The organism is Brucella tritici (genome assembly GCF_008932295.1).
Classification (GTDB): Bacteria; Pseudomonadota; Alphaproteobacteria; order Rhizobiales; family Rhizobiaceae; genus Brucella; species Brucella tritici.
Window position 1 is genome coordinate 37,083 of record NZ_WBWA01000008.1, and the last position, 23,892, is coordinate 60,974.

The following is a 23,892-nucleotide window of genomic DNA, read 5'->3' on the forward strand; positions in this document are numbered from 1 at the left end:
GTCAGATCGACCAAACCTTCACGAAGGAACGGGGCCTCAAGAAGCGCGTACCGTCGTCAGTTCTAAGAATTGATACCCTGTCATTCCCCATGATGACGCCGACCTCGCCGTAATCGGCGAGATCCACTATCGCGACATCACCAAGTTGCGGCGAAGATGTTTCGAAAACGCCGATGCGCGCCAAGGCTTGCGACCAGATCGCAGACAAACCGCCGTAATACGAAATCAAGCGATGAGCTTCCTCGCGGGAATCATAATCGGAAAGAAATGGAACGCGCTCGCCCCGTAAGGTCTTCACCCATTCGGCGGCAAAGGCGGTGCAATCGCTTTCGCCCCAGATAACGGGCTTGTCCTTCCAATGGGCAACAAATTCGGCGAGTTGCCCCGCCCTTTCCGTTAGTTCCATTGCTCCGAGACCTTCACTCCAACAAAATCCAGCCCCTTGTCGCCGGGATAGCGCCTGCGCTGATCTGCAGGGTTCCACTGCCCTCCGAAGGGATAATTCTGCGATGACCAGATGCTTTCTATTGTCACGGTAACGGTTCGAAGTCCGACACCGCTCCATTTCAGCGACGGCGCGCTAAGCTTGCCGGGAAAGAGTTTCTTCAGCGGAATAATTAGTTCTTCCGTCTCGCCATCGAATGCGGCCCAGAAGAGATCTGCTCGCCGTCCTTCGATTTCACGCGCACTGGCATGAACGGATTTGAAGAATTCCCGGTTTGCACCGGATAGCGTTACCTCGACTGCGACCGCCTGCCCAAAACGTGGCTCCTCAATATTATTGAGAGAAACCATCTGCGATCCGAGTGGATCTGTGACCCCGCGCCATTCCTGCCCGTTGATAGTGACACGCCCTGTACCGTTGTGCAGCCGGGAAACCCCGGTCGGCAAATCCATTTCGAGGAACCATGCCCGCGCCACATGCGGTCGGCGCAGTTTTGCCAGTTCGCTTTCGGTAAAAACAGCCATGATTATTCCGTCCAATATTCGCGCACGTCATAATCCAGGCACTCGACAAGTGTGACGGACACGCTGTCAGCTGTAACTAGACCGCGACCAGCAGACGCCGAATCCTCGCTTTCCAGTCGCATAGCAAGCACAGGACGCAACGTTGCGAAATCACCGGCGGCGACTGATTTACGAAGCGGTGGCCAGATCCGGTAATTTCCGGGCGATATGACCTCAGTGACAGTGTAGAGGCCAAGATGAAACGGGGCGAAACCGATATAGTCACCTATATCGAGAATTCGGCCCCAGAATTGCGATCCAAGCCTTATAACAGTGCTTCCTGCCGCTGCTATCGCAGCCATAGGCACCAAGGGCGGTGTGGGCTTCCACGGCTCACCACTTGCCCACGGCTCACCATTCGACCAATCCCGACCGCCGATATTATCCCAGCGGACAAAATCCGGGATGTCATATCCCGTTTCAGCCGGTCGCATCTGATCTGGATCGAAGAAATCCCACCGTGTCGCATTGGCACCGCCGTGCAAGGCTGTCACCCAGCCACGATAGCGGCGGAATTCACTTTCCCGCATGGCGTGGAAACTGAACTGCCAACGCCACAGACCGAAGGCAGCAGCCGAGGTTTGTACGTAGCCAGAGACAGACTGCGAGCCGCCCGCCCCGACGGCACGCGGACCAGACAGCGGCTCCATCGAGACGACGCCCAACCCGTTAGGAACAGATAGCAGACGTGCCATTATGCCCTCGTTCGCCGCACATCGCGATTGTAGAGACGATTATCCACACGGTTTCCGAATGCCTTATCGCGCTCAGAAAGCCCGCGCTCAAGCCGCATCACTGCTGCCTGATCAGCACCACGCGCATCAATATTGTAGGTCGGCGCATATGTACCGCGACCTCCCCCAGCATCCTGCCCCGGCTTGGTGATTGAAACACGTTCATTCGGTGACGCCTTGAACGCCACCAGCTGACTGTCGATGCCGCCAGATCCACCAACCTGAAAAGAACCGCCGTTGGCAAAGCCGAGCAACGATCCGAACAAGCCCTGTATAATTCCACCGCCGAATAAGCCGCTGCCGCCTTGAGCAACGTTAATCTGGTTGAGATATTTCAGGATCGTTTGACCGGCCTGCATGATGGCATCGCGCCAAGTCATCGTTTTATTGATCAGGCCTTCAAATATCGATCCAAAGCCCTGCCCCAAGGATTGTTTCGCGCTTTCCATGGATTTGGCGACCTGATCGATGCCCTCTTTGGCTTTTTTGGCAGTGCCAGCACCCTTGCCCTTGCCGCCTTTCCCGCCGCTTCCACCGCCGCCGCCGCCAACATCGTTCAACTGGCTGTTCACGTCGCCCATTGCAGAGGCAAAGTTTTGTACGGCTGGCGTTGCCCCAGAGAAAGCCGTGCCGATGGCGCCAATATAGTCCGTCTGTCGCGCTGCAGATATCTCACCGCCTATTGTCCCTGCAACCTCTGCCGCCTTCCCTGCCCACTTGTTGTCAACGCGACCGAAGCTGATATTCGATGAAATATCGATTGTGGTGAGCGACGGCGCGACACCGAACATCTGATCGAGCGAATTGAGCCAGCCGACAATCTTGTTGACGTAGGTTTCTATGGTCTGGGCAGACTTGCGAACCATGCCTTCAACGGATTCGATCACGGCATTGGCAGCGGTCGCAGCCACATCGCCAATCGCAGCAGGAAGTATGCTCCAAGTCTTCTTGATGCCCTCAAAGCCGCCCACAAACGTGCCGATGATGCCATTCACCGCATCCTTGACGATCTGGACGACATCAACACCAATGGCTTTCTGGATTTCGTCCCGAAAATGATAAATCGCCGTTACGGCGATGGTAATGCCGATGGCCAGAGCGCCAAGCGGATTGGCTGCAATTGCTGCCGTGAGCAGGCGGATGGCACCAACCAACCCGGTTGCGATCACCGAAGCGAGATTAACAGCCGAGGCAATCAGGACAGGCGAAAACATGAGCGCCAGTGTCGAACCTGCAACCATCGCATATTCCGTCAGCGTCGGCAGAAAGTCGACGACTGCAGTCATTGACCGCGTCCATTCGGCAAATTTGTTTATGATCGTGGTAAGGATATCGACAAAGCCAACGCTAATGAACGCTATGCCGACCGCCTTGACGGATTCACTCAGGTTCCGCATGGCGTCATTATATCCGCGCAGCGATGCCGCCTTCTCTTCCGTGATAACAGCAGCCTTTGCACCCAGTTCATCGAACGCTTTTCCATTATCCCGCAACAGCGGGATCAATGCAGTCGCATCGCTGGCAAGAGCTTCCATATAGAATGTCATGTCGGACTGGCTGACACCGGCCTTTTCCAGCGCGTTATAATATGCCTGCAATGCTTCCGGGCCTGACAGGTTTTTAAAGGCGTCAGCGGTCAACCCGACCTTCGGCGCGATATTTTCAAAGAAGTCCTTCAGCGCGCCGCCGCCGGTTTGCGCAAAATCGCCTACCTTGTCGTTCACATCCTTGAAAATGTCCGAGAGCTTTTCGCTCTCGATCTGGACAGATTTGGCAGCGAAGGCCAGGCGCTGGAATTCCTCAATCCCGACGCCTGAAAGATCTGCCGACTTTTTCAAGCCATCCATATCGCCTGCGAGCTGGTTGACGATGAGGCTGAGACTACCCAATGCGCCAACCGCCGCTGTCGCTACACCGATAAAGGTGGTTTTCAGAACGGCAGCGAACTTGTCAGCGCTTGTTTGCGCCGACTTCAACCCTTCCCGAAACTCTGCAGTGTCGATGCCCAGATTGACGCGAAGCGCGCCGATAACCGCATTGGTCATTGGTTCTCACCTTGTAAGTGCCGCCGTCCACCGGTGCGCGATGGCGATCTGCTCTTCGACAGACTGCCGACGCTTTGGTTTTTTTGGAGCGTCTGACAAAAAGTCTTTCAGTTTTGGGAGTTTTTTCGAGCGGGCCAGCGCCTCGATGTGCCACGCGAGCCAAGCCCTGTCATTCTGTTCGCGTCGGAGACGGTGGGTCGAAGCGTCGAGGATGACCGAAATCTCTCGCAGCGTGAGACGCCAGAACAGTGCCGGATCCTGTCCTACCTCGACCCATGATTTCAGAAGCGAAAGCGGATCTAGCCCGCTTTCGCCTTCGGAGGGCGCGCGTCGTTCCCTCCCCCGGACGGGAACGCAAGTCGGAACGCTTCGCCAATCTTGGTCATAACAAGAGGAATATCGGTCGCCAGCTTCCCGGCTTCTTTCAGATCGATTTCCTCATGATGATCGCGAAGTGCCGCCCAGATAACCTTGCGCACGGTATCCATGCGAAGATTTGCCGAGTCATTGAGCAATTCACCAATTCTCGCGACCGGCATGTCGAGCGCATCCTCAAGCTCGCAAAGTGCATTCACGGAAAATGCGAGCTTAAACGCCTTGTCACCCACCGGGAGGGTGACCTCGCCACGGTTCTGATTAGCCATGTTCTGCCACCTATGCCGCAACGACAGCTGCCGTCGGCGCACTTGTCGCCGAAGCTGTTCCCATTGCATTAGATCCGGTCACGGTGACCGTGAGTTCCTTGCCGACATCCCCGGCAACCGGCGTATAGACCAGTTCCGTTGCACCGGCGATATTTGTGCCATCCGCCTTCCACTGATAGGAAACCGTCGGAGACCCACTCCACTGTCCAGACCAAGCCGCCAGAGGGTCGCCAACCTTGGCAAAACCGGCGATAGCAGGAACAAAAATATTAACCGGCGCTGCAGCGGGCGTCGATATCGTCGGGCCGGTCACCCGCCACGTTACCGTGGACGTCATCTTGTCGTCGGTGGGCACGGCAGGCTCATAACCCGAGACCCAACCGGAGAATTGCCATGTTACCGCATTCGGAAAGGTGATGCGGCAGCGAACACGCTCGCCAGCGGTCTTGATTTCCGAGATCAGGAGATCGGAAGGCGAGCCGGGAATGAAGTTCTGCTCAAACGACGCCTCGCCCGGATCGATCAGACCCGGAATGAATTCACGGGTGCGGTTCGGCGACTGCATATGGGTCGCATCGACCTCATCAACCGTGTCGTTCGGTGGGGTGATATCGAAAACTTCCCCTATTTCAATCCACGACGCCCCAGCATCGCGGCTGATCTCGAATTTTGTGCCGTAGCCAATAGCGGCTTGCGTCTCAGCCATGTCAGTTCTCCAGATGATGAACAATGAAGTCGATGGATTTGCGGAAAAGCGCCGATACTTCTCCCGCATCCATCGCCGGGAGATCGCGTTCTGAATCGACGAAAATGCCTTGGAAAATGCCGCCCTTGTAACCGGACAGTAGTTGGACAAGCGCGTCCTTCGCTCCTTTGACTGCAGTATAGGTCAGGCCGTAGATATCGATCTGCAGCCGGTGCACGGCATATCCGGAAGGCCCCTGCATATGATAATCGGGATCTCCCGAAATCACCTGCATGACAAGATAGGTTGGCTTTGTTCCCTGCGGTGCGCGTACCCAGTGCATATTCGCTGCAGGGACATGCGCCGTCAGTCCCGCCGCATTCAGCAGCAAGGCCGTCAACTGTTCTTCCATGGGGACTACCTGCCCTTTACTGCCTTTTTGGCGAACCGTTTGGCGGCTTTGATGATTTCCGAACCGAGTTCTTCCTTGATGATATTCAAGGCCCGATCCTTATTGGCGTCCCATGCGGGACGCAGATGCGGTTCAGCTTGTTGATGCTCATTACCGAATTCGGTCTGGATGTCGGCGGGGTCATTCGGCCCGACGAACATTTCGGCTGACGCCTTATCGTTCTTGAACATCTTGCGGTGCATACGGGCCTGACGGCGTGTGAGTTTCGTTCCGGTGCCGTATGAGTTTTTCAGATTTCCCGTAGGACCAAGCGGAGCATTGTTCCGGCCACTTTCCTCAATTGGATTCGCAGCTTTTCGAAGAGTGCGGCGCAAAACTGCCTTGCCGGTGGACTTCGGAAGCGCCCCAAGAGCCGCATCCAACTCGCTAAATCCATCTATGCTTACTGTCTTGCTGACCTTCATGGTTCATCCGCCCTTGCAATAGCGTCAATTTCCAGAACCACCCTGCGCCCGACCTCTCGCGGCGGCGCAACGATCTCATAGTCGCGCCCCTCATACTGAAGCCGATCCTTGATCGTCACGTCGCTGCGATGCCGGATATGAAACGTCATCACCGCCGTACCGTTGATCTGGGCAGCCGCAAATCGCTCGCTGCCGCGATCCGGGCGCTGTTGCGCCCAGACTTCAGCGACATCAACCCAGTCGAGGATCGGCTCATTCAGCGGTGTTCGCCCAATTTCGGCAAATCGACGGATTGTCAGTCGCCTGTCGAGTTTTCCCGCGCGCATATCAAAGGAACCTTCGATTGTTGCAGAGAAGCGCATCAACGGAAACGTAGGTCGGCAGCTGCCCAATGCTGACGCCAATAACGGTTTCCTCGCGGTTTTCGTACCATGCGCCGATCAGCAGAAGCATTGCCCGGAGCACCGTCGGCGGTGGAGAAGCTGTACCCACTTTCATGTGCACCTTGATCCGCGATCCCGCCTGCTTGTTCGGCCAGGTATGACCCGGCTTGAGAACGGCGCCCGCGTCCAGCCCATCCTTGCGCAGTTCGTAGGTCGATGGCGGCAGAATTTCGTCATTACCTGCAACCGAAACATAGCTAATGGCAACAATTTCGGTGACCTGTGCAACGTCGAACCGGGCAAGGTCTGCAAATCCATCGCAATATGCTTCAACCTGACAGGGTGCGAAGAACTGGCCGCAGATCTTCTCGACATGATCGCGTGCAGACGAGATCAACAGTTGGAACAGCGGATCATCTACCGACGCAGCGATATTGCCGTCGTCGTCATAGACCTCAGCTCGGCATTGCTGTTTTGCCATGCCGAGCGTGACTGGTTCCGCTGAAACCGGCGTGACGATTTCAGGTTGGTACCACATCAGCCACGCGTCTCGCGATTATCTTCAGTCACAATTGTCTCGACAGGAGGATGAATGACATGCACCGCTGCCGTGACCGAATCCTTAAAGCTGGTCAGGGTTTCGACCTGTGAGAGAAGCGCAGTCTCCCGCTCCGCAAACGCCAGCGCATCTGCCTTCAACTGTTCGTTTTCGGCCAAAAGCATAGCTCGCTCTTCGTCCCATTCCTGCTTGGTTTCCGGCTTTTTGCGCTCGACTGGCGGCGCTTCCTCGGCGTAACCAGCTCGGATCAGGCGGGCTGCTTCCTTTTTTGAAAAATGCTCAGTCACATCGCCGGGATCAACTGTGAAGTCGGGACCTGACATTCCAATCAACATTTTCAGTCGCATGTTGCTTGCTCCATAGAGACGACGGACGCCAAGGAGCGTCCGCCACGTTGAAAGGAAGATGTTAGGCCGCTGCTGTGATGAGGTGCTTCACAGCAGCGGTGTCACCAAGCTGTCCGTCGAGACGGACCAGACCCAGCAAACCGACATCTGGAGCGAAACGTTCGCGAGCAACGAACATGACGATGCCGCCGACCTTGCGAACGAAATATTTGCCAAAATCGCCGAAGATCATGGGCTTTGCAGCCGCTCCAAGGCTGGCCATGGCCTGATTGATCGAATAGTTGTAGCCCAGCAGCGAACCCGGTACGCCCTTCTGCACGTCCCCGGCGCTCCAAATATAGCGACCTTCACCATCCTTCAGCTTACGCAGCGCACCAAGAGTGGTATCGTTGAACATGAAGCGTGTTTTTGGAGACTGGCGATAGGCCGGATCGACCGAATGAACGAGATCGATGATCTCATCATAGGTGATCGCGGCCTGCGCTGCTGCCGTTTTGCCAAGAGACGAAGCCGTGACAATCCCATTCGGATCACCATTGCCATCACCAACCGTGAGTTCGGTATTGGCGCGGCGTCCCAGGCGCTGACCCAGAAGATCGCCAAGCAGCGTTTCAAAATTGAAGATCGAATCTTGCGCCAGTTCCCACGAGAACTTCACCCATTCAGTATCATAGGCATATGCGCTGAGGGTCTTCTTCCCGAAGGTTGCATCACTGCCACCGTCGTCGGTCACCGCACCCGCTTCGGTATGCTTTGCGACGGGCACGGCGGTGTCATCGACCGTTGGGAGGTCGATGGGGTTACCACTCGCGGTGGTCATGACGGTGCAGACATTCTCGTCATACATCGGTCCCCACGCCTTCATTGATATGATGATCTGGTTGGAAAGCTCAGTCGGCACGGTATAACCGCCGCCCGCTGGAACACCAGTGGTTTGCGCACGGGCTTCCTTCGGGGCCACACCGTTACGCAACGCCGCCCGCTCTTCCGGTTCCAGCATCGACATGTCACCGCCGACGATAACCCATTTCTGAAAGGCCTGGCGGTATTCAACCGGCTTATCGGGGTCATCGGCGCCACGGGTTTCGCTATCGCCAAGGTTTGGACGATTGCGAGCGCGTGTTTCTTCCGCGCGGATCTCGGCTGCAGCCATACGCTCTTCGCGCTTGATATCTGCCTCGACATTGTCGAACTCGGCCATGATATCGTCGTGACGCTTTTCGAGTTCGGCGGCACGCGATTCATCGGTATTCTTGCGGATTTCATCCAGAGCGGCGCGGGCCTGCGCAACGAGCTTTTCCCGCTTTTCCTGCAGTTCACGAAGGGTCATTGACGTTCTCCTGATGGGATAAAAGAAAGGCCGTGAACACGGCTACGATCGGCAGGAAGCGGAATGCTTCCTTACCTACCTCCGGCAGTGCCGGGTAAATTCACTTAATGTTGCGAAAACGTTGTTCAGCTTCGGCGTTACGTGCCGAGATCCGGCTACTCGCAGAACGGAAATTGTGCTCGCGCTTGTCTTTTCGAGCTTCATCGCGCGAACGAAGCGCCACCGATGTTCCCTCATATGCAGGGTCGGAAACGACAGAAACCTCGTAGAGCTTTAATTCCTGAATAGTACGGGTCGGCGGATCCGTAGCTTCGTCCCACGTCTGTTTTACAGCGGAAAAGCTGAATGACATGCCGGAAACATCGCCACGTTCGACAAGGGTGCGCACGTCGCGACCGTCCGACGTATCCGGAAGGTCGATTTCCACTGCCAGGCCCTTATCATCTTCTCGCAACCGCAGGGTTCCAGCCGATGACCGGCCAAGAATACGCCCGCTGTCGTGATCGAAATAGGCCCGCACATCTGCTGTCTTCAGTGTTTCGGTGAAAGCGCCGCGAGCAATGACCTCTCCGAAATAACCACCGATGTCAGCAACTTCGCCAAATACCGCCGCATAGCCCACCAAGGTGAACTTGTCGCCATCGGCGCGCCGCTCTACTGGCATGACCAGTGAGCGGATTTCGGAATCAGGCACCTTGTTCTGCATTGCGGTCTCCATTTTGTGGCGCGGTTAGGGTTGGCTGGGTTCCAAGCGGTACCGTCGCGCCCTGCACAAGCAGGTCATTAGCGGCTGGGTTTTTGTGATGGGGTCGATTTTCCAGAGCGCGGGCTTCATTTGGCGTCATCTGCGCAGTTTGGATTGCGCGGGCTATGCCTTCGATGCGGCTCTTGAAGTCACCCCGCATCAGGCCATCGAGATTATGTTCGACACTGCGACCTTCGCGCTTTTTGCCGCGACCGAAACACTTCAAGGTGAATTCACCTTCGAAAACCTCAGCCCACTGACCAATCAGATGCTTGATCAGGTGCAGATCCTGCTGCTCGACATTGGCAAAGGTGCCCCCGCTCAGATCCTGCAGGAACATTGGCGGGAGCTGCCAGACCCTCGCAATTTCCCGCACCTGAAACAGGCGCGCATCAGTCATCTGCCCTTTGGCCGGGTCAATACCGACGGGGACCAGCTCATAACCACCGGGGATGGGCGTGATCGGCTTGCCCGTTTTCTTTGCGTCATCTATCGCGCGAGAAACATCAGATACGGCACGAACAACAGCGTCTCTGCCTGCTGGCAACGGTCCTTTGAGCGCCAGAGGAGGAACGCCGCCACCGGCAAAGAATGTGGACCCGTAGTCATTCATGGCAAGCGCAAGCTGGATTGCTTTCGATGCCAATGTGATCGGCCCATAATGCGCAAGCTGATCGGCTTTCAGCATGAACGGGACATCGATGACGTCTGCAGCAGGGTAAACCTTTCCCAGATAGGTATAGGTTTTCCGGTTATTGACCCGCTTGATTGTCACCTTGGATGGGGCCATCGGCCAGAAGTTGATCGGTTCCCCGTTCCGACGCTCGATCCATGCAAGCCCGCGACCGACGGTAAAAACCTGCTGCCAGAAATATCGCCGTCCATCGACCGCACTGGTTTCGTCATTCCAGGCATCGTGGATGACATCAGCGGTGTCGCCGTCCATCTTTTTCTTGGTTTCCCCTTCCAACTTGTAAGCATGGAGAGGAAGCGAAGCCATCGTTCGCGAAAGGAAAAGAACGGCTGCAGCAACAGCCGGCACCGTCAGCGCATTGTCAACCGTGACGCGTGGGAGATTGACGGAATCCATGCCAAAGAAAGACATGAATTCTGTCGTCTGGCTCACTGGAACGGTCGGGTTTTCAATGGAGGATCGCTTTTCCGCGTTCCCTCCGAAGCCAAAGAACTTCATTTTTTCCCCAAACTGAAAGCGGGATCGTCCCATGGTGAAGTGGCGATCTCATCAACATCTATGGCGAGACCAAGCCCCATAACGGTGGCAACCACGCCGTCGATCTTGTCGAGAGAGTTCTTTTTGTCAGGCACGTAATTGAGGTTCGCGTCGAAGCGGACGGTTGAGTGTCCGAACATCCATGCAAGAACAGGGTGTCCGCCGTGTTCGATCTTGAGTGCGAAGATCAGACGTTCCAGTTCCTTTGTCGGACCTGACAAGGTTTGGTGGCCTTGCCGCATTTCAATCTGCAGCTCAGCGTCCATTCCATCATTCTGCAGATCGCCAGCAAGCTTGCGCGCGTTCCACGGATCGAAGCCGAACGCCTGAATGTCGAACTGGGCAAAGGCTTCCGTGATGGCTTTCTGGACAAACGTTTGATCAACGGAATCGCCCGGTGTGGTGCGCAACGCGCCTTCCTGCACCCACTTTTGCCAATTAACTCGCTTGTCCTGTTCGGCGCGCTCGTCAAGCGTTGCTTCTGGCACCCAGAAAATCGGGATAATCACCCATTTATCGTGTTCATCATCAGGTGGGAAAATCACCACAAGAGCAGTCAAATCCCGCGTCGATGACACGTCACAGGCGAGATACCCCTTGCGGCCTTTATGCTTTTCCCAAAGCTTCGGCCATGATGTCGCATCCTTGGTGCAGGCTGCCCATTTCGCACGCGGTATCCAGCCAGACAGCTGATCAACCCAGCGATTAAGGTGGTAGCACTGGAAAACTGCTTCCTGCGCTGGCCGGCCCTTCGCCTTGCGGAATTCGGTACGGAGATAATCAAGCGTCGGCGTTAGACCCAGACTGGGGTTTGCTTTCCGCCAGTTTTCTTCGTCTGTCCAGTCGTCATCTTCCTCGACACCGAAGAATACAACGAGGGTCGTTGGGTCATCCTTGGTTCCCCGCATGATTTCCATGGATTCTTCAAACCATTCGAAACCAGTGCGGTTCTGCTTACGGCCAGCGGTCGAGGCATATAGCTCAATTGGCTGCAGTCTTGCGCCCGTTCCCTGTCGCAGTGTGTCTGCCACTTCACGGGTTTTCCATTCGTGGATCTCATCGCCGACGATGACGGTCGGGGACCTACCGTGTTTTCCGTCTGGTGACCCGGTTAGAAGCTGACAAAGCGACGTGGTTTCACGAAGAAAGATCGACTTGTCGTGAAGAGAGATACGTTCATTGCCTTGCGCATCTTCCAGAAGACCGTTGGCTTCGCGGATAATGTCCTGCATCTTGCCAAAAGGGACACGGCCCTGTTCTTCATTGCGCCCGAAAACATACGCTTCCGCGCCATTGACCTTCTCCAGAACAAAGAACAGGACGCCAAGCGCCGCGAGAAATTCCGATTTTCCGTTCTTGCGCGGGATCCACAGATCAAGCCGCTTGAATACCCTAACTTGCTCAAAACTCGGCTTATGCGTAGCCGGGTCGATGACCTCAATCGGCTTTTTCCAGCCGACAAGCAGGCGAACCGTGATTTCCTGCCATTTGACAAGCCGGAATGGAATGCCCTTGAAGCGGTCATTGGTGAGACGGAAGATCGTCGGCCATGCCGCAACAATCTTGTCAGCCTTGCCGTGATCGAACCACGCGCCCGGAACACCCGCCGCCCGCTTCCAGCCAGAAATCGCCCAGGCATAAGCAGGATCTTCCGCCACTTCCGCGAGCCAGACCGGCAACGCATATGCAGCCCATCCGTCAGTTTGGCATTGTTCCGGGTGGTGGGCTGTCTGCCCCATTCATCAACCCCATCGGATCGGCGTCCGGTTCATCATCTTGCGATGGCCGGTGCCCTCCCGATTGCGGATGTGTTCCACCGAGAGGCAAACGACCCTGTCCAGCGTTGAAGGATTCCACCCTGACCAGATCCTGATCGCGAACCGGCGTAAAGCCGAACTCGGCGTCCAAGAGGCGAAGCGCCGTTTCCGCTTTCGCCATGAAATCCACATTCGGGTGAGTGCGGATGACGGTCTCGCCGTCACCCTTCTTGACCTTGATCGCCGAACCACCCTTTGGCAGATCGCGGCGCAGCTGCTCGGCAGCGGAAACGTAGAACTGGGTCCACATGCAGTAACGGGCAAGCGTCCGGCGATAACCCGGACGCCTGCGACCCGCCTTCAGGAGAACTTCTGATTTTTCCTTCCAGACCCGTATCGCCTCCGCCCAGTAGGCCGGAGATTTTTTGAAAACATCGGGGATCGGGAATGGATCGTCAGGAGTTGTCTGCATTTCAGCTGCCGCGTCGGCAGCATTTTCTATTTCTTTTTCGACCTTGCTTCGACGCCTGCCGGGAAATCCCTTCGCAGCCTGTAGCAATGGATCATCTTTACGCCGTCCCATATGTCCGACCGCCTGTTTCAGTGCCCATCAAGGTGCACAAAAAAAAAGATATCGCCGAAAATATCGCGCCGATTTTTTGGGTGTGAGGCCGCCGGTCGGGAATCGATCGCCGAAAGTTTTTCACCCTCCCCCCTCAGGTCCCGCCCTAAAGGGGTCAAGGCCGTCGGGTTTTGCCAACCGCGCTCATAATAACCTTACGGGTGCTACCTGCATCTTCAACTGTGCAAGTCATCAGCAGATCATGACCCGCAATATCATCGCTCTCCACTATCAGACGAACCGTATCCGGCGCGAAGCTGCACGATGAACCTATGACCTTGTACGTTGAAGGAATGAGGAAAAGCACCGCGTGTAGAACGTCCGTCGAAACATCAATCGCTGCTGTGCCCTTGCGCATGTTAGCAATCCTTACGCTTTGTCGACCCAGCCTCGCGTCAATCGCTTCGCGGTTTCACTGGTCAGCCAGAGTTCAGAGAGAGGCAGGCGACCTGCCTGATACATCCGCTCCAATGCCTGCTTGATACTGTCGTGATGCCACTTGCAGCACGATTGCCACATGCTGGAATCCCAGAACTTTTCCGGGTCGCCGTGGTGCGGGTCCACGTGGTCAACGATTGTTGCCGGTTCGATCCGCCCAACTGCCTCACAACCGATACAGATAGGTGACCGCGCAAGGTGGGTCTGTCTCGCCTTGGCCCACCGATGATTATAGCCGCGCTCGCTTGCGCTGCCACGCCATCGATCTGCCTGTCGCTTTTGCTCATGGCGAGTTGGTGCACCTACTGGTCGAAACAGCTTTGCTCGCTTCATACCCATACGCAAAGAGCGCCACATGGGCGCTCATTGAAATAGTTAAATCTGGACATAGCTTACGCACTGGCCCTGAATCGATATCTGCCATTCTGGCAGTCAGGGCGGGGTCCGAGCGCGACGACCTCAGGAGCAATGTCCCCACGTTTTACCGTGTATCGAGGTTCACTATTCTTACCGGATCATCCCGTGAGCAGATTACGCTCACAATGGTTCGAGAATTGCAATAGGCACAGTCATGGCAACTGGCCGTCCCAGAACCATGGCCTCAATCACAGCGAGGCCATTGCCCTTTCTTCCCCCGGCGACCAGTTCCGCCCTCGATCCGGCGAACGGTCCGTCAGCCATACGCACCCACCGGACGCCATTAAACTTACGATGGAAGTGCTCATAATCATATTTACCATCCTCGGCTTTGCTTTTGAAAACACTTATCTTTTCATCGCTGACTAGGAAGGGTTTTTCATAACCACCAAGAATGGCGATAACGTCATCGAAGCTCAGAAGACCAGCCATGCATTGGTTGGTAACAGCGCATCTGGCGAGTACATAGCCATTTATAACCGGCTGCTTTTTGGGCGGGATCACACGATGCTGACGCTTTACTGCCGGTCCCAATTTAATGGGGACAAGCACTTCAATGTTCTCTTTTTCCAATGCATCGCGGACAGACAATTCACGTCCAGACACAACCTGAAGCACAAGCCACGGCGAATCATCGCTGACACGATTCGCTGCTGCCGATCTCATACGTGCGATCCGACGCCGCTCCCCGATGACCTTATCTATGGCGGACGCTTGCACCGCAGTCGGTGTTCTGGCAATCGCGTTCTCGATCTGAGATTTATCAATTGCCATCATGTTCACCCAATCCCCTCAAAGCAGCCTTGAACTCCTCCAGCCCTTCCGGACCACCCTCGGGCAGATACGCCCATTCCAAACGTTCTACATTCCGGAACCAAGGCCAGCCCACGTCGCGGTGATATTGCTCCCATGCTTGCCATACGTCGCCGCCCACTTTCACCAGCACGAGCTTATCCTTGACCGCTGCCAGTGCTGGGGGAACCAGCACACCGCGCCGACCTTCTGCACGTTCAAGTATCTCATTGACCGTCGGGAAGCCCATTTTCGCCCGCTTGTCCCGGAGGATATGGTCAGCCGTGAAGCGACCGGACTCGATCATTCCAAGCTCAATCGGGGTCAGGCCCGGTTGATGGGTGGGACCATCCAGCAAAAGGGAATAGACCCGCGCACCCCACAACTTGCCAAAAGGCGCGGCTTGAGCCGGTCCGTTGTCCGCAACTTCAGCCTTAGCAGGCAGCTTTTCCCAGCGTTTTTCCCGGAGATAGATGGCGTGTGAACAGACGTGCTTTCGTCCCGTCGCCTTCGCCGCATCGATGTATCGCTGCGCCTCTTCGAAAGCCGACTGTCGTTCATCCGGCGTCAGATCACACCAGGCTCGATACGCATCAGGTTCACTGTCGCTGATCGCTGTAGGCCACCGATGGAAAGCTCGCTTGAAGGCTCGCTCGACAGATTTCCGGTTTTCCCTTCCATCTTCATCGCTTTCGCGCGCTCTCTCAGATCTACAATCAGTATTTTCTAGATTATCAGTTATTACTAGGGGGGGATTTACCGTCGACGGTAAAACCGTTGACGGATTCACCGTCGACGGTTTTTCAGTCTGCGGTAAAGATGCAACACTTTCAACGACATGACTTGAAGACGGCTCATCGTAGATCACAAGCGAGAGTGCGCTAAAACGACCGCCATCACGCGCTTGCTCCTTTTCTGCATAGCCAAACTCGACCAACTCGGCGACCATGCGGCGCGCCTTGTCGCGACCGCAATTGCCCTTGTTGATGATGTCGCGCAGCACTACAGTCCAATTGTCCGGCTTGGACAGCAGATATCCCAGGAGCCATCTGGCCTCCATGGAAAGCCGTACATCCTCAAATACGTGGTTAGGGATCGCCGCATAGCGTGCATTGCGCACGCCACGGCGAATTGTGGCCTCTTCCCTCATCGCCCCACCTTTCTCCATGCCTCGAAAGATGCGCGCAGGGATCGCCATCGATCCGCCGCCGCATCATCCTTATTCAGTTCGCTTCTGGATGAGATGCCGAGGATCGTGCGCAACTTCTGCGCCGCCCGATCGGCAGTTAAAGGCCGCTCAAGCCCGTGCTTTTTTCGAGAAACACCTTGAAAGCAGCGTCGTCGCACTTCATCGCCGCTTCCGCCGCGAAATCCTTGCGCTTGCTCCGATATTGCTGTCGCGGCGTTTCGTTGCGCGCCTTCGCGATTGCCCGGTCTACAAGGTGCAACAGAAACGCGACCATATCCGGCGCGTTAACGAGGAAGTCTATTTCGTCGGGCAACGCGCCCGGATGAAAACGGACTATTTCGTTGAGTTCGCCTTTTGGCGTGCTGGCTTCCAAAAACTCGCCGCGCGCATCAGCAGACCGAAACCATTTCGTCTCCGCCAGTGCCGCCATACGATCCCTGATTCTGCGCAGTTCCACAGCCTCGGCGCTCATTCTGCACCTCGCCACTCGACAACGTGCAGACCGAGATAGTGAGCAAGCGAAAGCTCAATTCCGGCGCCCTTAGAGGCCTTCCAGCCTGACAGCAGCACAATGGTATCCGCGCATTGGCACAGGAAGGCGCAATGTGCCGCCATGGCGTCCCGAATGGGATAAGCATCCATAGGGCCATCAAACAGAAATTCAGCCGGGTTATAGACGTAATGACCACCCGCCCTCAGCTCACGTGCAACACGATGAAATGCGGGATAGTTGTATTCCGGTAGACCGGTCATAGGTCCGGACAAATAGATGGTTTTTCCGCGCTCGCCCGCGCGCACTGGCGGACAGCCCGTCATTGCTCGGTCCCCGCAGCTTCGTAGCCCCATGCATCCCAGCCGGGACGCGGCGAACGACAGAAAAGCTCCAGCTTCGGCAGATCTGGCCAAAGCCGCTCTATCGTTTCCGCGAAAAATGCAGGCTTGGCAGAGTGCCTGCCCTTCGGCTCCCGGTGGACTGTTTGTGGCTGCATGCCGCGTGGCGGCGGAACAACATCGCCGCGCCGGCCAATCAGCAAAAGCTCATGGCGGTCAAAGCCCCAGTGGCCGTTGCCCTGATGTACCTTGTCCCAGACCCAGTGATGGACATATTCGAAACCGCATTCTTCCAGAACTCGAATACCCTGCGATCTGAGTCCCGCATTTGTGCACCATAGAAACATGATGCCGGGAAATTCAGGATCAGCGATGCCGAGCTGGTGAAACAGCGCAACAATCGCATCTGTTTCCATTGTCGGATAATGGTTTTCCGCGCTGCGGTCCCTGCCACTTTCTTCGGACCATACGTCATATTTCCACGGTGGATCCGCGTAATAGATCGAGTATCGTTGGCCCAACTCCGCGGGAGCGGTCGCCTTCCCGCGCTCGGCGATATGGATCATTCGAGCTGTTCTGACCGCGCGTTTGACTTCCTGTTGTTCGGCCCGGATCTCCTTGGCCATAGCCATGACGGCTTTCTTTCCCTCACGGACCACTCTGGCCTGCTCGGTATGCTGCAGCTCAGATAACGCCGCACCGGTATGGACTTTTACCGCCCCGGCCCTGATCGCCTCGATCAGCTCTGGAGCGCCGTGCTCCCGGATCCGCTTCGCCGAGAAAACCGACCTCTCCGAGACAGACAACTTTTCCGCCGCGCGGCGGGTCTGCAAATTTGCAGACCCGGCAGTGGTCTGATTAACGCCGCGCTCCCAATCGACTATTAGCGCCGCCGCCATGGCGCGCTGACTTTCGTTCAAGTGGCGACGATGCAGATTCTTTGACAGCACGAAACTGAGGGGATCGACCCCAGAAAAATCGCTGTAAATCGGTTCAACACCGGCCAATCCGCAAGCCGCTTGGCGGTTTCTGCCGTCCAGAACCTGCCCTTCCAGCAACAAGATCGGCTCGACCTGACCGTTTGCGGCGATGTCAGCAGCGAGAACCTTCAAATCGGCTTCCGCGATCATCGGGAAAATATCAGCAAGTGGATGCGCTGGATAAGTCATGTCACCACCCCGCAGAAAAAACGACGATAAAGAACGGTGCCGCCGCGAGCAGAGCACTGGCGACGGCAAGAATGAGATCGAGATTTCGGATTTGACGGCGGGCAGTCATCGGCGGCCCACCTGGAGCATGGGCAACCCTTCCATCGCGCGGAACGTGTTGACCAATTTTAGAATTGCCCCCCGCGATACGTCCCGCCACGGGCCGCCACTTTGCGAAAGCTGATAACGCCAACCAAATTGGCGAAGCTGGATTCCGAACGTGGAAAGATAGGAAGCGTAAAAATCGAAATTTGAACCAACACCGGGTTCAAACTTCGTCGGAGCGCCCTGCTTTGCGATAAATGCGTCAACAAGCGATGCAATGGAGGTCATACGATCGTTCCCCCATCCATCCCAAGTGCATCCATATAAAGCTGCAGCATGGTTTCGGCTTCATGGCGCGTCGTGTCGTCCATCTTCCGCAGTTTGATGATGCGCCGGAGTGTTTTAGGATCGAATCCCGACCCCTTCGCCTCCGCATAAATTTCCTTGATGCCGTCGCAAATCGTCTCTTTCTCCTCCTCCTCATGCTCAATACGTTCGATGAAGGCGCGCAGCTGCGCGACGGCGATGGTGTTCGCCGATGATGTGATGTCGTCTCCGGCGCGGGTTCCATCTAGGATCTCGCCCGTCTCCGCATCATGATCTACTTCCGGCTCCTCAACGGACGTTACCGGATCAGCATTCCAAGGATCGTATTCGCCCTTTTTCTTAGGCATGAAGAACCGCCTTTCCACCACGAATACGCGAGCCGCCTTCGATGGTAGCTCGCGCAATTTCGCCTGCTTTTTCAGGGAATCTCTCCAGTACACGACGCGAACGAGCGCAGCCGAAGCGGGAGAATGGATGGCTCCAGCGCGGAGGATGCGCCTGCCCGACCTCATCAATGATCATGAACTTTAAGCGCTTGCCGGAGATCATTGATCGACCGCCAATGCCCGTTGCAGGGCCTCAAGCTCGCGGATCGCTTCCAGGAGTTCTTTGCCGATCCTCTTGCGGTCGGCGGCGTCAATCTTGTTGTCTGAAAGACCATCGTTAATGGCTTGGACAACATCCATGGTCTCTTTCAAGACCCGGTAACCGTCGGCTTCCGTAACTGACTGCTGCGCATCGGCGCGCCCACCCGAACTAAGCGGGGCTAACCCGAAGCCAAGCAATGCCGCCATTTCCTTCACGATGACCGGCGACTTCGCCGCCCGGTCTATTTCGATAACAACGTCGATCGGCGCAAAGCTCTCGATATTATCCTCCCCGAAGGAAGCATATTTCGACAGCTGCGATGTCGAGACCCGCGTGAAGTCCAGAATGCGGGAAATACCATCCGCCAGGACATACGCGCCGTCTGTTGCGGCCTTGAGTGTCCGGCGTTCCGGCTCAGAAATTGTGCGCAAGAAAACCTCCCTGAAACTTCAAGGAAAAAAATCGGTCAAAGGATTCGGTGAAATAGTCAGGCCCAGCCGTTAGGTCTGGACTCTGTACTCAATCCGGTGGCCCGCAGGCCAAACGCTGAAACGAGGATGTAGAAAATGAACTCATGTTGCCGTCTCTCCGGCTGTCACGTCCATTCTCTCAGACGTTGCAGCAGATCTACGCCGATCTGCGAGCCTACTAACGCACTCCGCTGCAGTTTCGGAACCTTCAACAGCTACAGTTTCAACATGCGCGTTCGCTTGGTATTCAGTGGCCGGAGTGTCTGGGTTTGGGGACAACGACACCCCGGCCTCGCCCGTGGGGAGGAGTTCGGGCGATTGGAAACTGGTTGCAGGGGCGGGAGTCGAACCCGCGATCTCCGGGGTATGAACCCGGCGAGATACCTCTTCTCTACCCTGACAAAAAGTGGCTGGAGCAGTTTCGGGCGCTCGGGGCGTAGCCCCAGCCATGCCCGAAGAACAACCTGCGGGCGAAATAATACGGTAAAAATCGTTCGGACATATCGAACCGTTAGTAATGTCAAAGATGAGCTGCATATAGCGCTCGTTGGGACGTGACAGCCAACGCTCCCACTTCGAAACCATGCCTTTTGATGCCCCGATGGCGTCTGCAAAGACTTCCATGGACATCTCGTTATCAGAACGGAACTTGGTCAAAGGGTGCGTCATGTGTGGATGTTTCTATTATAGAAACCTATATGTCAAGCACCTGGTTAATAATGTTTCCGTTTCGGATAACGCAATTTACGGTGAAAATTGCGATTGTAGAAACATGTCTGAAAAGCACACGAGCGCACCAGATCGCCACACATCGAAGCTCTATCTTCATGAATGGCTTAAGAAAAAACAGCTGACCGCCGAAGGGCTGGCAGAAAAATTAAACACGAGCAAAAGCGTGATCTCCAAGCTCGCCAATGGTCGCCAACAATACACTCAGGACTGGCTCGAACGGATCTCTTTTGTCTTCGCATGCGATCCCATTGCGCTTTTGCGAGATCCAAACTGCGAATCAGCGGACGAAATTCTGAACAAACTTGACAAGGACGCACGCGAAAGAGCCCTCAAAGTATTGAAGGCCCTAACGTAATTGCGAGCTACGGTTCCGGCGCGATCAGAACAAACTTAGTTTCATGATCCACGGTGTGCCGCCATCTCCCACCATGCTTAGCTGCCATCGCATCGGCTAAGGCCCCAGCCAACGCAGCACATTCATCTTTGACCTGTGGCACCGCAGCGCGAGATGCAGCTAGCGTCGCACCTCCAAGCGTAAATCCAACTAGCACTCCCCGTCTCGTTGTATTCATTAGTTTTCTCCGTTGCTTGCGCTGCAACCATCCTGATTTCCCGCCGTCCGCCCGATCACAGTGCCCGACACATTTAGCGGACCCTGACAGCAGGTTTGTGAGTCGGTTAACATAGCTTTCCCAATCAGCTTTATATCGATATGAGAAACCTTGCCGCAAGTACAGTTTCTGTAATGGAAACTTTTGTGTTGACTTTTAGGTTTCCATTAGAGAAACATGAGACGCCCCCACCGGACGCCAGCTGCGCCGGAATTGTACGGCGTAGAGGCGCAGCTGGTCTCCGAGCTACAGCGGAGAGACCAATGTCAGATATCTTATTCATGGCGAGACTAACGGACGAAGGCGACTTCGTTGCCGTTAATCGCGCGGAACGTCTGCTGAAAAAACACGGATTTTCAGTGGGAGCGATGCAAAAGCCGGAGCCTCGCGGAATAATGCACGGCGACATCGATATCCAGAAGTGGCGCAATCTTAATCGCGAAGAGCGTGAGGCGTTACACGGCCTCATGTCCGGAAACCGATCTTCCCAGGTATCGATCGAGATCTTGGACACTGCCCCGATCGAACCCGTGCGCGCGCTGGCTGATAGCCTCGAAGGCCAGCCAAACACAATCATCCTCTTTAGACCCCCTGCCCTTTAAGCCTTCCGGTTTCCGCCTCGAAGGGCGGTTTCCCGAATGTTTGTTCGTGGAGATCCTTATGCAGAACCACCCAAAAATTGAGAAAGAGGCAGGGTTTTCTTTCCCTGCAGACTACAGAACCAACGATGGTATGACGACTTATCGCGTCATGTTGGCCGTCTTTGCGTGCAGTGTTGCCGGTGCCGTAGCGCTTGCCCTGCAGATTGCGGGGCGAGCATGAGAAAAATCACCGCCCCCACGGACCAGTCTTTAAGAGGTGTTGAACCCGGTCCAGCACCCATGCTGGATTGGATAGCCATCGAACGCCTGGTCATTGATGACGATTTCCAACGACCGTTGTCTCCGCACAACTGGAAAGCAATTCGACAGATCGCAACTACGTTCCGTTGGTCACGATTTGCCCCCGTGCTTTGCGCACCTATCGAAGGTGGACGTTACTCCATCATAGACGGACAGCATCGCGTACACGCTGCAGCAATGTGTGGCGTCGAAGCTGTTCCATGTCAGATCGTACAAATCGACAAGAAAGAACAAGCGGCGTCGTTCGCTGCCGTGAACGGCAATGTCACGAAGATAACTACCGTCAATCTTCTGAAAGCTGCTCTAGCAGCTGGGGAACAGTGGGCGCTGGAATGCAAATCTGTCGCGGACGCTGCTGGCTGCAAATTGATGCTTAGCAACGGGTCGAGCCTGACCAAAAAACCCGGCGAGATCTATGCCATCAAGGTTTTCAAGAAGATGGTGGACACCATCGATCGCGACAGCATTATCAAGTCGCTGCAGATAATTTTACAGACCGAAGGTTTCCGCGAGAATGCGGATCTATGGGACATTAGTATTCTTGGCCCCGTCATCATCGCCATGACGGACCGTTCTCAGTATCTCGATCGAGCGGACTTTGTGTCATTTCTCGATCTCTATGAGATCTGGGATGCGATCGATGGTGTGGAAGCCGAGAACAAGCGCAGGATTGGCAACGGCCTTCCCCGGATCAGCAAGCGTGAAAGCATCAGGCTCAACCTTCTTACCGCGATAGACGAAGCCATGGCGGACGAAGATGAGGAACTTGCGACATCGAAGGGAGCGAACTGAAATGAGCGAGAAACCCTACGAGCAAACATGGCTACCCGCAGACTGGATGGATGAACTCGTCCCAACTCCGCTCCGGCATCCGACTGACTTCATCCATCAGTGCGACGACGGCTCATACATCGTCATCCCCAAGGAAAGTAAGGACGATCTTCGTCCAGACGGCGGTGTCGAAGATCAGGAGCACCTTCTGTTCAATATAGCAACGGGAGATATCGTCCGCTTTCAACCAACCGAACAGTACGGGACATATACGCTTCACTTGGCCGAAGATCGGTCATTTTGGATCGATGGAGACTATCCGAGTAAAGCCAACTGTTTTTACCACAATGATCTCGACTCACTGGGCAGCTCGCTCGCAGAGGTTATAGAGATCGGTGACGGCATCAATGGCCCGCTCGAACCGGGCAGCTACAGCGTTGATGTTTATTGGTGGGGCAATGACGAGGCCTTCCGATTTACAGTTAAGCCAGATGGCACGGCCCATTTCGTTAATGTCGGCGAGGTGCATTGATATGGCAGACAACACCAAGATCGAATGGACCGACGCCACCTGGAATCCGATAACGGGATGCAAAGTCGTCTCCCCCGGATGCACCAACTGCTACGCGATGAAACTTGCCGGCACACGCCTAGCTCAACATCCTTCACGGGCGGGGCTGACTGTCGACACCAAAGCCGGTCCTGTCTGGAACGGGAAGCTGCGCTTCAATACTGAATGGCTGTTTCAGCCGCTTCGCTGGAAACGTTCACGCCGGATTTTCGTATGCGCACATGGCGATCTGTTCGCCGAAGGCGTTGAGGAAGCATGGCTTGATCAGATTTTCGGAGTTATGGCCGCGAGTCCGCAGCACATTTTTCAGGTACTCACGAAGCGTCCGAAGCGTATGCGAGACTATCTGACAACAAAAATGCTGGAGCATCGCCTTGCTACAGCCCAAGCGCAGTTTGATTTCCCGTTGCGATCACCGGGTAACTGGCCGTACTTGCCGCTGGCCAATGTCTGGCTTGGCGTCTCGGTCGAGGATCAGCCTCGTGCAGACGAACGTATTCCCCTGCTACTTGCAACCCCAGCAACTGTTCGCTGGATTAGCGCTGAGCCCTTGCTCGGCCCAGTAGATATAAAGGGCGCATTATCGAGCCATAAATTGCACGGTCAGACGTCGTGGGAATTAACCACTATCGACTGGGTTGTCGCTGGCGGTGAAAGCGGTGTTGGTGCTCGCCCCATGCATCCTGACTGGGCACGATCCCTTCGTGATCAATGCACAGCGGCGGACGTTCCGTTCTTTTTCAAGCAATGGGGCGAATGGGCACCACAGGTCGGAGCCGTTGACGGATGGGCGCTTGGTGACGATCCGGAAGTGAGCCGGTTCGATCATCGAGACTGGGAAAACGATCACTGGGGTGAGCCATATCGTCCGGCATGGTGTGACGACGTCGAGGACGACACCGTTTCACGCGTTGGCAAACGTAACGCAGGTCGATTGCTCGACGGAAGTGAACACAACGCAATGCCGGGAGGCGACTGCCATGATGCCAGGCCCTGAAAATCCGTATCATGAGATTGTCGAGCGCGTTGGAAAC

Annotated in this window: 33 protein-coding genes and 1 tRNA gene; 6 read left to right on the forward strand and 28 right to left on the reverse strand. The window is 55.6% G+C overall.

All coding sequences use genetic code 11. From position 1 onward, the window contains the following. Position 1: 1 nt before the first annotated feature. The 28 genes from F9K91_RS10455 to F9K91_RS10595 all read right to left on the reverse strand — a co-directional run bounded on the left by F9K91_RS10455 (position 2) and on the right by F9K91_RS10595 (position 19,673). Positions 2-406, reverse strand: coding sequence for a DUF6950 family protein (locus F9K91_RS10455; RefSeq protein WP_151677762.1), 405 nt, complete (start codon positions 404-406; stop codon positions 2-4). Next, positions 397-969, reverse strand: coding sequence for a transcriptional regulator (locus F9K91_RS10460; RefSeq protein WP_151677763.1), 573 nt, complete (start codon positions 967-969; stop codon positions 397-399). The genes F9K91_RS10455 and F9K91_RS10460 overlap by 10 nt, the downstream gene beginning before the upstream one ends. A gap of 2 nt (positions 970-971) precedes the next feature. Then, on the reverse strand, positions 972-1,703 hold the full coding sequence (locus F9K91_RS10465; RefSeq protein WP_151677764.1) for a hypothetical protein: 732 nt from the start codon (positions 1,701-1,703) through the stop codon (positions 972-974). Next, positions 1,703-3,787, reverse strand: a complete 2,085-nt coding sequence (locus tag F9K91_RS10470; protein WP_151677765.1) for a phage tail tape measure protein — start codon at positions 3,785-3,787, stop codon at positions 1,703-1,705. The genes F9K91_RS10465 and F9K91_RS10470 overlap by 1 nt, the downstream gene beginning before the upstream one ends. Positions 3,788-4,086: 299 nt before the next feature. Continuing rightward, a complete protein-coding gene (locus F9K91_RS10480; RefSeq protein ID WP_151677766.1) occupies positions 4,087-4,431 on the reverse strand; it encodes a GTA-gp10 family protein in 345 nt (114 codons plus the stop codon). Between the two features lie 10 nt (positions 4,432-4,441). Continuing rightward, positions 4,442-5,137: a phage tail tube protein gene (locus tag F9K91_RS10485; protein ID WP_151677767.1), complete on the reverse strand. Its 696-nt coding sequence runs from the start codon at positions 5,135-5,137 to the stop codon at positions 4,442-4,444. A 1-nt stretch (position 5,138) separates the two neighbouring features. After that, the gene (gp17, locus tag F9K91_RS10490; protein ID WP_151677768.1) at positions 5,139-5,528 is read right to left on the reverse strand and encodes a tail completion protein gp17; all 390 of its coding nucleotides are present in this window, start codon (positions 5,526-5,528) and stop codon (positions 5,139-5,141) included. Positions 5,529-5,533: 5 nt separating this feature from the next. Beyond that, on the reverse strand, positions 5,534-5,992 hold the full coding sequence (locus F9K91_RS10495) for an HK97-gp10 family putative phage morphogenesis protein (RefSeq protein ID WP_151677769.1): 459 nt from the start codon (positions 5,990-5,992) through the stop codon (positions 5,534-5,536). Continuing rightward, positions 5,989-6,318, reverse strand: a complete 330-nt coding sequence (locus F9K91_RS10500) for a phage head closure protein (protein ID WP_167522205.1) — start codon at positions 6,316-6,318, stop codon at positions 5,989-5,991. The genes F9K91_RS10495 and F9K91_RS10500 overlap by 4 nt, the downstream gene beginning before the upstream one ends. Before the next feature lies 1 nt (position 6,319). After that, entirely contained in the window at positions 6,320-6,913 is a 594-nt protein-coding gene (locus tag F9K91_RS10505; RefSeq protein ID WP_151677771.1) for a head-tail connector protein, read from the reverse strand. Beyond that, on the reverse strand, positions 6,913-7,281 hold the full coding sequence (locus F9K91_RS10510) for a hypothetical protein (protein ID WP_151677772.1): 369 nt from the start codon (positions 7,279-7,281) through the stop codon (positions 6,913-6,915). The genes F9K91_RS10505 and F9K91_RS10510 overlap by 1 nt, the downstream gene beginning before the upstream one ends. A gap of 61 nt (positions 7,282-7,342) precedes the next feature. Then, complete coding sequence (locus F9K91_RS10515) at positions 7,343-8,611, reverse strand: phage major capsid protein (RefSeq protein ID WP_151677773.1); 1,269 nt, start codon at positions 8,609-8,611, stop codon at positions 7,343-7,345. A 100-nt stretch (positions 8,612-8,711) separates the two neighbouring features. Next, positions 8,712-9,317, reverse strand: a complete 606-nt coding sequence (locus F9K91_RS10520) for an HK97 family phage prohead protease (RefSeq protein WP_151677774.1) — start codon at positions 9,315-9,317, stop codon at positions 8,712-8,714. Continuing rightward, positions 9,298-10,548: a phage portal protein gene (locus tag F9K91_RS10525; RefSeq protein ID WP_208852690.1), complete on the reverse strand. Its 1,251-nt coding sequence runs from the start codon at positions 10,546-10,548 to the stop codon at positions 9,298-9,300. The genes F9K91_RS10520 and F9K91_RS10525 overlap by 20 nt, the downstream gene beginning before the upstream one ends. Beyond that, entirely contained in the window at positions 10,545-12,326 is a 1,782-nt protein-coding gene (locus F9K91_RS10530) for a terminase large subunit (RefSeq protein WP_151677775.1), read from the reverse strand. Before F9K91_RS10530 ends, F9K91_RS10525 begins: the two co-directional genes overlap by 4 nt. Then, positions 12,286-12,927 (reverse strand): P27 family phage terminase small subunit, encoded by a 642-nt coding sequence (locus F9K91_RS10535; RefSeq protein ID WP_151677776.1) that lies wholly within the window; start codon positions 12,925-12,927, stop codon positions 12,286-12,288. The genes F9K91_RS10530 and F9K91_RS10535 overlap by 41 nt, the downstream gene beginning before the upstream one ends. Before the next feature lie 154 nt (positions 12,928-13,081). Further along, positions 13,082-13,324 (reverse strand): hypothetical protein, encoded by a 243-nt coding sequence (locus tag F9K91_RS10540; RefSeq protein WP_151677777.1) that lies wholly within the window; start codon positions 13,322-13,324, stop codon positions 13,082-13,084. A gap of 11 nt (positions 13,325-13,335) precedes the next feature. Continuing rightward, a complete protein-coding gene (locus F9K91_RS10545; protein ID WP_235912870.1) occupies positions 13,336-13,761 on the reverse strand; it encodes an HNH endonuclease in 426 nt (141 codons plus the stop codon). 180 nt (positions 13,762-13,941) lie between these two features. Next, positions 13,942-14,598: a transcription termination/antitermination NusG family protein gene (locus F9K91_RS10550; protein ID WP_151677778.1), complete on the reverse strand. Its 657-nt coding sequence runs from the start codon at positions 14,596-14,598 to the stop codon at positions 13,942-13,944. Further along, positions 14,585-15,811: a helix-turn-helix domain-containing protein gene (locus F9K91_RS10555; RefSeq protein WP_151677779.1), complete on the reverse strand. Its 1,227-nt coding sequence runs from the start codon at positions 15,809-15,811 to the stop codon at positions 14,585-14,587. The genes F9K91_RS10550 and F9K91_RS10555 overlap by 14 nt, the downstream gene beginning before the upstream one ends. 88 nt (positions 15,812-15,899) lie before the next feature. Beyond that, positions 15,900-16,274, reverse strand: coding sequence for a hypothetical protein (locus tag F9K91_RS10560; RefSeq protein ID WP_235912874.1), 375 nt, complete (start codon positions 16,272-16,274; stop codon positions 15,900-15,902). Continuing rightward, entirely contained in the window at positions 16,271-16,618 is a 348-nt protein-coding gene (locus F9K91_RS10565) for a DUF4406 domain-containing protein (protein ID WP_151677780.1), read from the reverse strand. The genes F9K91_RS10560 and F9K91_RS10565 overlap by 4 nt, the downstream gene beginning before the upstream one ends. Beyond that, a complete protein-coding gene (locus F9K91_RS10570) occupies positions 16,615-17,763 on the reverse strand; it encodes a Spo0J and IME4 domain-containing protein (RefSeq protein ID WP_235912875.1) in 1,149 nt (382 codons plus the stop codon). The genes F9K91_RS10565 and F9K91_RS10570 overlap by 4 nt, the downstream gene beginning before the upstream one ends. Positions 17,764-17,907: 144 nt before the next feature. Continuing rightward, positions 17,908-18,174 (reverse strand): hypothetical protein, encoded by a 267-nt coding sequence (locus F9K91_RS10575; protein WP_151677781.1) that lies wholly within the window; start codon positions 18,172-18,174, stop codon positions 17,908-17,910. Then, complete coding sequence (locus F9K91_RS10580) at positions 18,171-18,464, reverse strand: DUF2312 domain-containing protein (RefSeq protein ID WP_235912892.1); 294 nt, start codon at positions 18,462-18,464, stop codon at positions 18,171-18,173. Before F9K91_RS10580 ends, F9K91_RS10575 begins: the two co-directional genes overlap by 4 nt. 88 nt (positions 18,465-18,552) lie before the next feature. After that, positions 18,553-18,762, reverse strand: a complete 210-nt coding sequence (locus tag F9K91_RS10585) for a hypothetical protein (RefSeq protein WP_151677783.1) — start codon at positions 18,760-18,762, stop codon at positions 18,553-18,555. After that, positions 18,759-19,232 (reverse strand): phage regulatory CII family protein, encoded by a 474-nt coding sequence (locus tag F9K91_RS10590; protein WP_151677784.1) that lies wholly within the window; start codon positions 19,230-19,232, stop codon positions 18,759-18,761. Before F9K91_RS10590 ends, F9K91_RS10585 begins: the two co-directional genes overlap by 4 nt. A gap of 365 nt (positions 19,233-19,597) precedes the next feature. Next, positions 19,598-19,673 (reverse strand) — tRNA-Met (locus F9K91_RS10595). A gap of 370 nt (positions 19,674-20,043) precedes the next feature. Between F9K91_RS10595 and F9K91_RS25980 the strand changes: the two genes are divergently transcribed. The 6 genes from F9K91_RS25980 (at position 20,044) to F9K91_RS10620 (ending at position 23,855) form a co-directional block, all read left to right on the forward strand. Then, the gene (locus F9K91_RS25980) at positions 20,044-20,358 is read left to right on the forward strand and encodes a helix-turn-helix domain-containing protein (protein WP_167522206.1); all 315 of its coding nucleotides are present in this window, start codon (positions 20,044-20,046) and stop codon (positions 20,356-20,358) included. Positions 20,359-20,877: 519 nt separating this feature from the next. Beyond that, the gene (locus F9K91_RS10605) at positions 20,878-21,216 is read left to right on the forward strand and encodes a hypothetical protein (protein ID WP_208852691.1); all 339 of its coding nucleotides are present in this window, start codon (positions 20,878-20,880) and stop codon (positions 21,214-21,216) included. Between the two features lie 58 nt (positions 21,217-21,274). Next, on the forward strand, positions 21,275-21,436 hold the full coding sequence (locus F9K91_RS25985) for a hypothetical protein (protein WP_167522207.1): 162 nt from the start codon (positions 21,275-21,277) through the stop codon (positions 21,434-21,436). Then, positions 21,433-22,308 carry a ParB N-terminal domain-containing protein gene (locus F9K91_RS10610; RefSeq protein WP_151677786.1) on the forward strand — a complete coding sequence of 292 codons (876 nt, stop codon included), beginning with the start codon at positions 21,433-21,435 and terminating at the stop codon, positions 22,306-22,308. The genes F9K91_RS25985 and F9K91_RS10610 overlap by 4 nt, the downstream gene beginning before the upstream one ends. A 1-nt stretch (position 22,309) precedes the next feature. Then, a complete protein-coding gene (locus tag F9K91_RS10615; RefSeq protein WP_151677787.1) occupies positions 22,310-22,819 on the forward strand; it encodes a hypothetical protein in 510 nt (169 codons plus the stop codon). 1 nt (position 22,820) lies between these two features. After that, the gene (locus tag F9K91_RS10620; protein WP_151677788.1) at positions 22,821-23,855 is read left to right on the forward strand and encodes a phage Gp37/Gp68 family protein; all 1,035 of its coding nucleotides are present in this window, start codon (positions 22,821-22,823) and stop codon (positions 23,853-23,855) included. The last annotated feature ends 37 nt before the right edge of the window (positions 23,856-23,892 follow it).